Here is a 12,363-nt window from a genome sequence, read left to right on the forward strand (position 1 = left end):
CTGCGGGGCGGCGGCGCGCCCTCCCCCGCCGCAACCGGGCCGGTTTCGGCTTCGGGCATGGATTTGGTTTCAGGCGCACGGGCCGGCTCGCTCGGTGCAAGTCCTCCCGCAAACAGCGCCCTCAACTCGTTCTTGCGGCTTCCAGCCATCGTCATCGCCTTCTCTTGATGTCCTGCTTGCGCCTCACCATCCCCAGGCGGAGTGGATCAGCGCCTCGACTTCGCCGTTGACGGCATTCATTGCTTCGACGGCCCGGTCATAAGTGGTGCGAGTGAAGTTCTCGCGGCCGACCTCGTAAAGCGTCTGCTTGGTGAGGCCGGCATCCGATACCGCTGTCGATTTCAGCATCGGCGCGGTCAGCACCCGTTCGCCGAACAGCGAACGCATGAAACCGACAATCTGCGCCTGCGGCCCGTCGTTCGGCTCAAACCGGGTGACGAGATAGCGCAGGAAATCGAAATTCAGGGTGCCGCCCGCCTCGCGCACCACCGACAGAAGGTCGGAGGTCATGAACAGGAACTGGTTCATCGACGCGACGTCGAGCATCTGCGGATGCACGGTGACGACGACCGAGGTGGAGGCGCAGAGCGCCGACAGCGTCAGGTAGCCGAGCTGCGGCGGGCAGTCGATCACCACCACGTCGTAATCGGCCTCGACCGTCTGGATGGCCGCCTGGATGCGAGCGAAGAACAGCGGCCCGGCATCCTGGCCTTCCTGCCGGCGTGCCAGCGCCTGCGGCGTCACATGCTCGAATTCCTGCAGCTCGATATTGCCGGGGATGATATCGACGCCCGGAAAGTAGGTGCCGCGGATGATGTCCGAAAGCGGACGCTGCTCGGCATCGTAGCGGATTGCGCCGTAAAGCGTGTCGTTGCCGGTGAGATCCAGCTCCGGCTGATAACCGAACAGTGCAGAGAGTGAAGCCTGCGGATCAAGATCGATCGCCAGCACCCGGTGGCCGGTCAGGCCGAGATATTGCGCCAGATGCACGGCGGACGTGGTCTTGCCGGAACCGCCCTTGAAATTGGTGACCGAGATGACCTGCAGATGTTCGCCGCGGGCGCCGTCGCGATGCGGCAGGTAGGAACGCGCCTTGGCATGGTTGCCTTTGGCGAGCGCCTGGTCGGCGAGGTAGTGGCGGAGCGCATTGATATCGGCGAGCGAATAAAAGCGCCGTCCGCCGGCACCGGTTTCCGGCTGGGGCCCCTCCCCTGCCAAAGACAGCTGGCGCAGGTAACCGTCGGAGACGCCGATCAGCTTGGCGGCCTCGCCGGAGGAAAAGGCTCTCAGCGTTTTCATCGAGGCCGGCGGGAAAAGCCGCTCGCGCATCGCCTTCAGCTGCTCGGACAGCGCCCGCGCATCCCTGGCGATCGCCTCGTCGGCGAGCATCCGCGGCTTGGCCGCGACGTCCGCGCTGAGAGCGCCCGATTTTTTCGCCGATACAGCCATGGGTTCTTCCTCATTCGTGCCGACCATGCCCTGCTCCTTTTTGGACCACCGGGGACAGGATAGGCCTCCGATGTGAAGCCGGGTTGACCGGGCAGCGATTCTTTTGCCGATTTCTACGGTAGGCGACCGAATTAACAGGCTGAGCGCCCGGTTACGCCTAAACGGAAATTCTTCGCCTCCCGCCGTTACCAACGTGGGCGACACGGCGATTCGCGTCAAGGACTTTTTGGTTAACAAGACATTAAGCGTGGTCATCCGTCGTTTTCCCCGGCATTTGCTGGATGCAAGCATAACCTGCCGGAAACGGGCGGGGACGAAACTATTTCATCGCTCGTGCTCTCAAATTCAGGGCAATAACATCAGTGATTATTCTCAACGCATCATCAAGTTGACAGCTGTCAACTGCCGATCGCCTTCGGATATCTTGCGGCCGTTCGTCAACCAGCTGCGACGTCCGGCATGGCCGCAAGAGCCTTCTTCCGCAGCAGGAACAGCCCATAGATCGGAAGGGGAATGACGAGGGCGATGAAGAGCAGTTGGCTCCAGAACACGCCCTCCCCGCTCAACCTCAGCAGCGTGAGGCAATAGCTCCAAACCGCATGCAGCAGGATGCCGGGATAAAGCGAGCCGGTTCTGACGCGGATTGCCGAGAACAGAATGCTCAGCAGGAAGCCGAGGATCGTATCGGCAACACCTTGTTCCCAGGCGCCGTACCAGATCCAGACGGGGAACCAGGCGATGCCGGCGAAAATGCTCGAGATCCACGTCGTCTTGAGGACCGAATAGCGGGATCGCAATCCCGCAAACAGGATGCCCCGGAACATCAGTTCCTGCGAGGCCGCTCCAAGCGTCGTCGAGACAAGCAGCGAGGATGCCAGTGCGACCGACGGAAGGCCGGACCAGGCCGCCAGCAGCAGGAAGCAGACGGCATAAAGACCGGGCAGCCATACCAGCAGCAGCGAACGCCCGGAAATCGGCGCGGTAAGGCCGACTTCCCGGCTGTCGAACAGAGCCGACATGCTGATCAGGAAAATAACGGCGAAGAGCAATGCCTTCGGAATGGAAATGCCGCCGAGATCGATGGAAGGCTCACCGACAAGCGCCAGGAGCGGACCTGCAAGCCACCCGATCAGCGCCCAGCCGAACAGGATCAAAAGCGACAGCCTCAAACGGTTACCGGTTATGCGCTTCATGATCCCTCCCCAGGGCAGGCGTCGCCTGACGCTTCGGTTAGACCATCAATCGCCGGCAACGGCCATAGAGGCTCACCCGCCATCCCCAAGGATCATGCGGAGGCGAGTTGACAGCTGTCAACCCGTTGCTCGAGGACGTCTGTCGAGATGCAACGTCACGTCTCAGCCCTCAATTGCTAAAACTCGAGCGACCAGGGAAAGAGGATATAAGAACCGGGCCGCTATATTCGGCCATGAGCAAATTTCCGCTTCTGGTAGTCGCCGCCTCACTCGCCGCTTTCACCACGACTGGCGGCTACGCAATTGCGCCCCGCGAGTGGTACGACCCCGCCTGCAACATCAAAGGTAATGTCTCCATCAACTCCCGGGAACGAATCTTTCATGTTCCCGGACAGCTGGATTACAACGCCACTATTATTAGCAGGCAATACGGAGAGCGATGGTTCTGCAGCGAAGATGAGGCACTGTCTGCGGGCTGGCGCAAGGCTACCCGCTAAAGGGTGGACTCGAGTTGACAGCTGTCAACCTGGCTCCGCCGGCTGCCGATAACCGCGCCGCACCTTGCTGCGGACAAGCGCGACCAGCCGGCGTTCCGCCTCCTGCCGCGAGCCGAACAGATCGATGCGGAAACGGCCTTTGGTACCGATACGGCCCCAGTTGCGGGTGAGCGCCGCCCCCTCGAAAAGATCGGGTTCGACCGTAAGCACGTAGAAGCGGGCCATGTTGCGGGCGGGGTCGCGCCGGGTGAGGAGAAGCGGTTCGCTGGTCATGCCAGCAGAATCGCAAGTCCGGATTCTGCCGTCCAACGACATGATTGAATCGATCCGGCCTCATCGATTCACGGCGCTGATGGGTTCAGCGCAGCAGCGATTTCAAAAGCCTTGCGACGCCCTTCAGCGGCTCCAGATACTGGTCCGCCATTTCGGCGGCGGGGACGCTTGCTGCCGGCGCACCGATATTGATTGCGGCGACCACCCGGCCGCGGTCGTTTTCCAGCGGTACCGCAATCGAACAGAGGCCGAGTTCGAGTTCCTGATCGATGACGGCAAAACCCTGTTCGCGGACGCGGGCAAGCTCCTCCATCAGCCGGACAGGATCGGTGAGTGTGCGGGGCGTGAAGGATTTGAGGTTGCTCTGTTTCAGGAGCGCCAGGCTTTCGCTATCGGGCATGGCCGCCAGCAGGACGCGGCCCATCGAGGCGCAATAGGCGGGAAGGCGGCTGCCGGGCATCAGGTTGATCGACATCACCCGCTTCTGCGAGGCGCGGGCGATATAAACGACTTCGGTGCCATCGAGCACGCTTGCGGATGCGCTCTGATGGACCTCCTCGGCAAGCTTGTCGAGAAAAGGCTGGACGATGTGGGGCAGGGGGGTGGCGGAGAGATAGGCATGGCCGAGCCGCAAAATCTTCGGCGTCAGCACGAAGAATTTTCCGTCATAATCGGCATAACCGAGTTCGGCCAAGGTGAGCAGGCAGCGGCGGGCCGTCGCCCGGTCGAGCCCGGTCGCCTTCGCCACATCGGCGATCGCCAGCCGCGGCGTCGTCTCGCCAAAAGCCTCAATGACCTTCAGGCCTCGCGCGAATCCGCTGACGAAATCCGTTTCCTGCATGGTTTCTCCCTGAACCTTGTCGAGGCAATGCAAAGCAACTGCGTCCGCATAACCAGTTCACGCAGTATGTGCGATATACGAACAAAGATCAATTATCGCACATATTCCTTGCTGTCCATCCCGCGCTGATCTATCTCTTGCCCCCGAGCACGGCGGTCACCTCCGCCGAGTATAGCGAAGGAGATATCCCGTATGGACAAGACAATCGGGAGCACGGCGGAAGCCGTCTCCGAGATCGGTGATGGCGCGACCATCATGATCGGCGGTTTTGGCGGATCAGGGGCGCCGATCGAGCTGATCCACGCCCTGATCGACAAGGGTATCAAGGACGTGACCGTCATCAACAACAATGCCGGCAACGGCCGCATCGGCATTGCCGCGATGATCGACGCGGGCATGGTCAGAAAGATGATCTGCTCGTTTCCGAAGTCGTCGGATCCGCGCGCCTTCACCGACCGTTATCTCGCGGGCCAGATCGAGCTTGAACTGGTGCCCCAGGGCACGCTTGCCGAGCGCATCCGCGCCGGCGGCGCCGGCATCCCGGCCTTCTACACGCCGACCGCCTACGGCACCGAACTTGCCAACGGCAAGGTGATCGCCGAGTTCGACGGCCGCCATTATGTCCAGGAACGCTGGCTGAAGGCGGATTTCGCCATCGTCAAGGCGCAGCTCGGCGATCCACTGGGCAACCTCACCTACAACAAGGCCGGCCGCAACTTTAATCCGCTGATGTGCATGGCCGCCGCCAAGACGATCGTGCAGGTGTCGAAGATCGTGCCCCCAGGCGGCATCGATCCCGAGCACGTCGTGACGCCCGGCATCTTCATCGACCGCGTCGTCGAGGTCGCCAACCCGCAGCAGGAAGAAGAGCTCATCCGAGCCGGAGTGGCCTACGCCCCAGGAGCCCAGGCATGACCATCGATACGCGCGAAGACATCAAGCTTTCCAACGCCCAGATCGCCTGGCGCGCCGCCCAGGACATAAAGGATGGCGCCTATGTGAACCTCGGCATCGGTTTTCCGGAAATGGTCGCCCGCTACCAGCCGCCGGGCCGCGAGGCGATCTTCCACACCGAAAACGGCATCCTCAACTTCGGCGAAGCGCCCGCCGAAGGCGAGGAGGACTGGGACCTGATCAACGCCGGCAAGAAGGCCGTGACGCTGAAGCCGGGCGCCGCCTTCTTCCACCATGCCGACAGCTTTGCCATGGTGCGCGGCGGCCATCTCGACGTTGCGATATTGGGCGCGCTGCAGGTGGCCCAGAACGGCGACCTCGCCAACTGGCGGGTCGGCTCCAAGGGCGTACCGGCCGTCGGCGGCGCCATGGACCTCGTGCACGGCGCCAAGCAGGTCTGCGTCATCACCGAACACGTCACCAAGAACGGCGATCCGAAATTAGTTGAAGCATGTACCTTTCCGCTGACCGGCGTTGCCTGTATCACTCGGGTCTATACGAGCCATGCCGTCGTCGACATCGTCGAAAAGCATTTCGTCCTGCGCGAAAAGCTGGCCGGCATGACAGTCGAGGAACTGCAGGCCATGACCGGCGCGCGCCTCCATATCGATGGACCCGTCGCCGATCTCGTCGTGCCGAAACTGTGAGAGAGAAGATCATGACCGAAGCCTATATCTGCGATTATATCCGCACCCCGATCGGCCGTTTCGGCGGCTCGCTCTCCGCCGTCCGCGCCGACGACCTTGGCGCTATCCCCTTGAAAGCGTTGATGGAACGTAACGCGTCCGTCGATTGGGAAGCGGTTGCCGATGTCATCTACGGCTGCGCCAACCAGGCCGGCGAAGACAACCGCAACGTCGCGCGCATGTCGGCGCTGCTTGCCGGTCTGCCGGTCTCGCTCGGCGGCACGACCATGAACCGGCTGTGCGGTTCGGGCATGGATGCGGTCATCACCGCTGCCCGCGCCATCAAGGCGGGCGAGGCCGAACTGATGATCGCCGGCGGCGTCGAAAGCATGTCCAGAGCGCCCTTCGTGATGCCGAAGGCCGATACCGCGTTCTCGCGCAATGCCGAGATCTACGACACCACGATCGGCTGGCGTTTCGTCAACCCGCTGATGAAAAAGCAGTATGGCGTCGATTCCATGCCGGAAACCGGCGACAACGTGGCGATCGACTACAAGGTTTCCCGCGAGGACCAGGATGCGTTTGCGGTCCGCAGCCAGGCGAAAGCCTCGGCAGCCCAGGAGAACGGCCGCCTCGCCAAGGAAATCACCTCGGTGACCATCCCGCAGCGGAAGGGCGATCCGGTGGTTGTTGCGAAGGACGAACATCCTCGCGCGACCAATATCGAAGCGCTCGCCAAGCTCCGGGTATTGAACAAGATCGAGGGTGCGACGGTGACCGCCGGCAACGCGTCGGGCGTCAACGACGGCGCAGCGGCCCTGATCATCGCTTCGGAAGCGGCGGCGAAGAAATACGGCTTGACCCCGATCGCCCGCATCATGGGCGGCGCCACCGCCGGCGTTCCACCGCGCATCATGGGCATCGGCCCGGCGCCAGCCACCCAGAAGCTTTGCGCGCGTCTCGGCATCTCGCCGAAGGATTTCGACGTGATCGAACTCAACGAAGCCTTCGCAAGCCAGGGCATCGCGGTCCTGCGCGAACTCGGCCTGCAGGAAGACGCCGAATATATCAATCCGAACGGCGGCGCGATCGCGCTTGGCCACCCCCTCGGCATGTCCGGCGCCCGCATCTCCGGCACCGCAGCGCTCGAACTGTCGCTCCGCAAGGGCCGTTACGCGCTTGCGACGATGTGCATCGGCGTCGGGCAGGGGATCGCGGTGGCGCTGGAGCGCGTCTGATACCCGTTTCCCATTCGCTGTCATGGATCGAGACTGGCGTTGTTGCTGGCCTCTTTATTTTGGTACTATATAGTGGTACCAATCAGCATGAAGAAACGCCATCGCGTCACGCTTGAGCTGATCTATGCAAGGCCCGCGAGCGGTTCGATCCGATGGGTGGATATCGAGGCCATGTTCGTAGCGCTTGGTGCGGACGTGACCGAGCGGGAGGGATCCCGCATTGGCGTCGTGCTGTTCGGCGAGGTCAGGGTATTTCATCGCCCACATCCATCGCCCGATACGGACAAGGGCGCGGTCGCCAGCATTCGAAAATGGCTTGAAAGCCATGGAGTGAAACCATGAGGAACGTCATCGAAATCGAAGGCCACAAAGCGGTTGTCTCACTTGATCCGGAGATCGGCATGTTTCGCGGGGAATTCCTCGGCCTGAATGGCGGCGCCGACTTCTACTCCGACAGTCTCGATGGCCTGATGGCGGAGGGTCAAAAGTCGCTCCAGACCTTCCTTGAAATCTGCAAGGAAAAGGGGATTGAGCCTTTTCGCTCGTTTTCGGGACGATTCAACGTCCGGCTCGATCCGCGCACTCATGAAGCGGCCGTCATCGCCGCTACCGCCAACGATCAAAGTCTCAACGAATGGCTTGCCGAGACAATCGCGACCGCAGCACGGTCGTAGTGGCACCGCTCACGCAAGTTTGACATTGCCGCCCATTTTCACCTGACACATCGTCGCAACCGGGCGTCAGGGCTTGGGTCCGGCATCCGCAGGACCTATATAAGACGGGCCGCAAATGCGGCGGAACCCAAGGTTTTGAGATGAGTGACGAATTGCAGGGGCGCGCGGCGCATGTCGCGGCCATCCGTGACCGCGCAGAAGCGCAGATGAAGGCGATAGGCATCGACGACGCCTTCATCGGCAAGCTGGTCGATACCTTTTACGCCCGCATATTGGCGCATCCGGAACTGGGACCGGTCTTCAACGCGCGGCTTTCCGGACGCTGGCCGGAGCATATGGCGAAAATGAAGAGCTTCTGGTCCTCCGTCGCCTTCCGCAACGGTGCCTATGGCGGAAAGCCGGTCCAGGCGCATGCAGGCGTCGCCAACATGACGCCGGAGCTTTTCCCGAAATGGCTGGAGCTGTTTGCCGCGACACTGGATGACATGACTCCGAGCCCCGAGGCGAAAGCCTGGTTCATGACAACGGCCGAGCGCATCGCAAAAAGCCTGACGCTGTCGCTCTTCTACAATCCGGCGCTGGACGACCCGGCGCTCAAGCAGGCCTGACGGCCGGCGGCGCCCTGGCGCCTAGAGGTCGCGGCCCGCATCCAGCGCCTCCTCGGCCTCATCGAGCGACATCTCGAAGATTTTCTTGCCGATATCGAAGCTGAAACCGGCCCTGGCGAAGGCGGAGAACTCCTTCGCCTTGCGTTTTTCGTCGAGTTCGCCCCTGCGGAACGGCCCGAAGGCGCGTTTGCGGGCAAGGATGAGGGCCGCATGGAAATCATCCGCCTCGGCAATCGCGGCCATAACCGTGCTGCTCGCCACGCCCTTCTGCGACAGTTTCTGGGCGATGGCCCGTCTGGACCTGCCGCCGCGCATGCCCGAGCGAGTGCTCATCTCGGCAAAGGCGGCATCATCCAGCGCCTTGTTGTCATAAGCGAATTTCACCGCGAACTCGGCCAGCGCCCTGACCTGGACCTCGCCGATATCCTCGAATTTCTCACGTGCCTTGCGCGATATGGCATCGAAAAGCTGCTTTTCCGTGTGCATGCGCCGGTTTATGCGATAGATCGTCGAATTGCGCGCCCATGACAGCATGCGCGGCGTCGGCGCATCGGATTGCTGCGTCTCGTCGTCCAGATCCAGTTTAAGCCTCCGCCCGCTTTTAGCGCCGCTTCGCGCGATGCGGCACCGGACCTCTTACATCATGCGGCCGCAGCGAAACAACATCGTCGGAGCAGCCGCGTCATACAACCGGAGCGGCCTTCAACATATCCTGATGCACGACGATCCGGGCGTGGTAGGGGACGCGCGCATAGAGATCCATGACGTCCTGGTTGACCAGGCGCACGCAGCCCGACGACGACGCCTTGCCGATGGAAGCCCATTCCGGCGAGCCATGCAGGCGGTAGAGCGTGTCCTGGCCGTTCTGGAAGATGTAGAGCGCTCGCGCACCGAGCGGGTTCTTGACGCCCGGATCCATGCCGCCGTTCTCGATGGAAAACTTCTTGAGGCTCGGCTGGCGCGCGACCATCTCGTTCGGCGGTTTCCAGCGCGGCCAGGGCTGGCGCCAGTGGATGACCCCTTCGCCCTGCCAGGCAAAACCGTCCTTGCCGATGCCGACGCCGTAACGCATCGCCGTGCCGCCGGGCTCCACCACGTAGAGAAAACGGCCAGGCGTATCGACGACCACGGTGCCCGGCAGTTCGCCGGTCGGATCGACCACGCGCTGGCGATAATATTTCGGGTCGATCTGCTTGTAAGGGATCGCCGGCAGGAGATGGCCGCTGTCCTCGAGGGCGGCGTATCGGGCCTGCAATTCAACTTCGCTCGGAGGCTCGATCGGGCGGCGGGCCATTTCCGGAACCGGAGCCCGTTCAGTGGTGGTGGCGCAGCCGGCAAGCGTCGCGGTCATCGAGACGGAGCCTATCACGAAGGCGCGCCGCGACATCTGGTATTCGCTGGTCATGGACCGAAAAATCTTTCTGAAAATCAACGTATGTCAGCTAGTAGCGGTTTCGAGCACGGACCAGCAAGGCACGACGCATTCACATCACGGTGACCCGTCCGTCATCGAACAGCTGGCAAATTCAATCCGTCGCCTTGGCCTCGTAAAACGCCCTGACGTCGCCTGCAAAACTGCGGCGTGAATCCGGCTTGATGTAGAACATGTGCCCGCCGCGATAGACCTTCAGCTCGGCGCGGCCAGAAGCAAGTTCAGGCGGCAGGTGATCGATGACGTAGCGGCTGGCGCCGTAAGGCGTCAGCGCGTCGCTGTAGCCGTGGGCAATCATCAGCTTGAAGGACGGGATGACCGAAAGCAGGTCGCGGATATCGGTGCTGGCGCTGGCGAGCGAGCGCGAATCTCCGCCGCGGCTGCCGTTCCATTCCCAGCGGCGGTTCACCTCCTCGTTCAGCAGCGAATAGGTCATTTCGCTCGCAAACCCGAGCTCGTTGCGGGCATAGGCGGCAAAGGCCGCGCCATAGGCGCGCGTGTAACCTTCGAGGATCGGGTCGTCGTTGCGGGTGACGGCATCTTCCGGATAGGCATCCGGCACCGCGTAGGCAGCGTCATAGGGGCTGACGATCTTTCCCGGCCCCCCCATCTGCTTGGCATAAACATCGCCCACGAAACCGCGGGTGCGGACGACGATGTCCTTCGGAATGCCGGTGAGTTCGGAAACCCGGCCATAGAGCGTATCGGCCGCCTGGCCGGTAGGGGAGGGGCCGGCAAGCCCAACGAGATAGTCACCGATGGCGAAACGTTCGGCATCGGCAAGCTTTTCCGGCGTGAACTGGTTGCGGCGCTCCATCTCGGCTGCGGCGAGCGAGGGAAGCTGCAGCGCCGCACTCAAGGGATCGTCGGAATTGGCGAGGAAACGACCCTCCACCAGCGGCGACAGCATGATGATACCCGAGGCCAGCATCCCCTGACTGTTCTTCAGAGACACGGCGACCTTGGCGGCGCGAAAACCGCCATAACTCTCGCCGAGCAGGTATTTCGGCGCATCGAGCCGGTTGTTCTTCTGGACGTAGAGCGCGATCGCCTTGGAGAGGCTGTCGGCATCCTGCCGCACGCCGTAATAACCGCCAGCCGCGTCGTTGCTGGCGGCGCGGCTCCAGCCGGTACCAACCGGATCGATCAGCACGAGATCGGTGAACGCGAGCCAGCTTTCGGGATTGTCCTTCAGCCGGGGCGTCGTGCCGTTGTCGCCGCTTGCGCCGAATTCAAGGATCTTCGGACCGACCAGGCCGAGATGCAGATAAGCGGAGGCGGCGCCCGGGCCGCCGTTGAAGGCGAAGGTGAGCGGCCGGCCGCCCCCTGAAGCAGAAGGTGCCCGGTTCTTGGCGATATAGGCGGTGTAAAAGATCTTCGCCGAGCGATTGCCGTCCTGGCCGAACAGATCCAGCGTGCCGGCTGTCGCGGTATAGGGGAGATCGCCGGAAGGCGAGTTGAAGACATGTTCGGTGGTGGAATCGGCCGGGATCAGGCTGAAGATGCCACCACCGGCACCCTGCTCCGTCTGGCGGCCGCGCTCGCGGTTCTCGTCACCGCCGCGCGGTTGCTGCGCCCAGGCCGGTCCCGAAAGCACTGGCGCCGAAAGGGCAAGGACTACGGCGAGAGATGTAATCATCCGATGGAACGTCAAACTGAAATCCTCCTTGACCAGCCGCACCCTATGTAGGGCGACGCGCCGATCCGCAAAACTCAACTCCTATTGATCGACAGGGGCAGGGGCCTCGGCTCGCCGATTTTCAGCGTTTTCGCAGCGGCGTCCTGCAAATAACGGTGCAAATCCGCGGCCGACGGTGCGGATTGCTGCGCGATCGGTGGCCACAAGCGCACATAAAATTTACGCTCTCGCCCATGATTCCCAAGGCCGTATCTCCGAAGACGCCGTTTCAGCCCATGCCGGCAGCTCGCTGGGCAGGTCCCCAGACCTTTGCCGCGGACACCGCGGATGCGGCATTCATGGCGGGTGGCGCGCTCTATCCGCTCGATCAGATCGTTCGGGCCGAACCGGACTGGGCGGTCGCCTGGCGGCAGCGGCTAGCGCTGAAATGCGCGACGGCGGCTGTACGGCTTGCGGGGCGTTCGGAAGACGAGGCGGGGCTGCGCGATGCCTGGCTGTTGCGCAAGCCGCGAGACGATCCCGGTCCGGCCGGTCAGATCCTTTCGGGCTGGAAGCGGCTTGCCTCGCGTTCGGCCGCGCTTGATGCGGAAATGCTGCAGACGGTAGCCGGCATGCTCGGCATCAAATGGGACGAGCCGCTGGCAACGCTCGCGCAGGTTTTTGACGACCTCGGCCTCGCCGGATCAGCCGCGCCGTTCGCGGCCGCGGCGATCATCCGTGAAACGCACACGATCCGCCCGGATGCCGAAGCGCTCGGCTGGTGGCTTGCCGATCTCCTTCTGGCGCAGAAGCTGCGCTGGCCCGTGCCCGTGCCGCTGTTGATGAGCCAGCGCTTTTCTTCGGTGTTCCGCGCCGAGGGCGGGCGTGGCCGCATCCGGCCCGGTGAAGAAGGGTTCGACCGGGCGATCTGCCTGGCCCTGGTGCATGCCGCGACCGAAG

The 12,363-nt window shown here is 62.7% G+C and carries 15 protein-coding genes; 8 read left to right on the plus strand and 7 right to left on the minus strand.

Features of this window, described 5'->3' with window-relative positions:
• Window positions 1-183 precede the first annotated feature (183 nt).
• Window positions 184-1,449: a plasmid partitioning protein RepA gene (repA, locus tag MOV61_RS23505; RefSeq protein ID WP_408962417.1), complete on the minus strand. Its 1,266-nt coding sequence runs from the start codon at window positions 1,447-1,449 to the stop codon at window positions 184-186.
• A gap of 437 nt (window positions 1,450-1,886) precedes the next feature.
• Window positions 1,887-2,642 (minus strand): CPBP family intramembrane glutamic endopeptidase, encoded by a 756-nt coding sequence (locus MOV61_RS23510; RefSeq protein WP_247138308.1) that lies wholly within the window; start codon window positions 2,640-2,642, stop codon window positions 1,887-1,889.
• 233 nt (window positions 2,643-2,875) lie between these two features.
• Between MOV61_RS23510 and MOV61_RS23515 the strand changes: the two genes are divergently transcribed.
• Window positions 2,876-3,139 (plus strand): hypothetical protein, encoded by a 264-nt coding sequence (locus MOV61_RS23515; protein ID WP_247138320.1) that lies wholly within the window; start codon window positions 2,876-2,878, stop codon window positions 3,137-3,139.
• A 24-nt stretch (window positions 3,140-3,163) separates the two neighbouring features.
• Here the strand turns inward: MOV61_RS23515 and MOV61_RS23520 are convergent, their stop codons facing one another.
• A complete protein-coding gene (locus MOV61_RS23520) occupies window positions 3,164-3,412 on the minus strand; it encodes a WGR domain-containing protein (RefSeq protein ID WP_247138309.1) in 249 nt (82 codons plus the stop codon).
• A gap of 85 nt (window positions 3,413-3,497) precedes the next feature.
• Window positions 3,498-4,253, minus strand: coding sequence for an IclR family transcriptional regulator (locus MOV61_RS23525; protein ID WP_247138310.1), 756 nt, complete (start codon window positions 4,251-4,253; stop codon window positions 3,498-3,500).
• A gap of 192 nt (window positions 4,254-4,445) precedes the next feature.
• Between MOV61_RS23525 and MOV61_RS23530 the strand changes: the two genes are divergently transcribed.
• The 6 genes from MOV61_RS23530 (at window position 4,446) to MOV61_RS23555 (ending at window position 8,353) form a co-directional block, all read left to right on the plus strand.
• Window positions 4,446-5,168 (plus strand): 3-oxoacid CoA-transferase subunit A, encoded by a 723-nt coding sequence (locus tag MOV61_RS23530; RefSeq protein WP_247138311.1) that lies wholly within the window; start codon window positions 4,446-4,448, stop codon window positions 5,166-5,168.
• The gene (locus MOV61_RS23535) at window positions 5,165-5,854 is read left to right on the plus strand and encodes a CoA transferase subunit B (protein ID WP_247138312.1); all 690 of its coding nucleotides are present in this window, start codon (window positions 5,165-5,167) and stop codon (window positions 5,852-5,854) included. Before MOV61_RS23530 ends, MOV61_RS23535 begins: the two co-directional genes overlap by 4 nt.
• A gap of 11 nt (window positions 5,855-5,865) precedes the next feature.
• On the plus strand, window positions 5,866-7,071 hold the full coding sequence (pcaF, locus tag MOV61_RS23540; RefSeq protein WP_247138313.1) for a 3-oxoadipyl-CoA thiolase: 1,206 nt from the start codon (window positions 5,866-5,868) through the stop codon (window positions 7,069-7,071).
• Window positions 7,072-7,158: 87 nt separating this feature from the next.
• The gene (locus MOV61_RS23545) at window positions 7,159-7,413 is read left to right on the plus strand and encodes a type II toxin-antitoxin system HicA family toxin (RefSeq protein ID WP_247138314.1); all 255 of its coding nucleotides are present in this window, start codon (window positions 7,159-7,161) and stop codon (window positions 7,411-7,413) included.
• Window positions 7,410-7,745: a type II toxin-antitoxin system HicB family antitoxin gene (locus MOV61_RS23550; RefSeq protein WP_247138315.1), complete on the plus strand. Its 336-nt coding sequence runs from the start codon at window positions 7,410-7,412 to the stop codon at window positions 7,743-7,745. The genes MOV61_RS23545 and MOV61_RS23550 overlap by 4 nt, the downstream gene beginning before the upstream one ends.
• Window positions 7,746-7,885: 140 nt before the next feature.
• Complete coding sequence (locus MOV61_RS23555; protein ID WP_247138316.1) at window positions 7,886-8,353, plus strand: group III truncated hemoglobin; 468 nt, start codon at window positions 7,886-7,888, stop codon at window positions 8,351-8,353.
• A gap of 21 nt (window positions 8,354-8,374) precedes the next feature.
• Here the strand turns inward: MOV61_RS23555 and recX are convergent, their stop codons facing one another.
• The 3 genes from recX to MOV61_RS23570 form a co-directional block, all read right to left on the minus strand.
• Window positions 8,375-8,929: a recombination regulator RecX gene (recX, locus tag MOV61_RS23560; RefSeq protein ID WP_247138321.1), complete on the minus strand. Its 555-nt coding sequence runs from the start codon at window positions 8,927-8,929 to the stop codon at window positions 8,375-8,377.
• A 106-nt stretch (window positions 8,930-9,035) separates the two neighbouring features.
• Window positions 9,036-9,758: a L,D-transpeptidase gene (locus tag MOV61_RS23565; protein ID WP_247138317.1), complete on the minus strand. Its 723-nt coding sequence runs from the start codon at window positions 9,756-9,758 to the stop codon at window positions 9,036-9,038.
• A 121-nt stretch (window positions 9,759-9,879) separates the two neighbouring features.
• The gene (locus MOV61_RS23570) at window positions 9,880-11,424 is read right to left on the minus strand and encodes a S10 family peptidase (RefSeq protein WP_247138318.1); all 1,545 of its coding nucleotides are present in this window, start codon (window positions 11,422-11,424) and stop codon (window positions 9,880-9,882) included.
• Window positions 11,425-11,699: 275 nt separating this feature from the next.
• On the opposite strand from MOV61_RS23570, the gene MOV61_RS23575 reads away from it, so the two are divergent.
• Window positions 11,700-12,363, plus strand: a 664-nt coding sequence (locus MOV61_RS23575; protein WP_247138319.1) for a DUF1403 family protein, incomplete at its 3' end; no start/stop codon positions are given.

Source organism: Neorhizobium sp. BETTINA12A, assembly GCF_023006485.1.
Taxonomy (GTDB): domain Bacteria; phylum Pseudomonadota; class Alphaproteobacteria; order Rhizobiales; family Rhizobiaceae; genus Neorhizobium.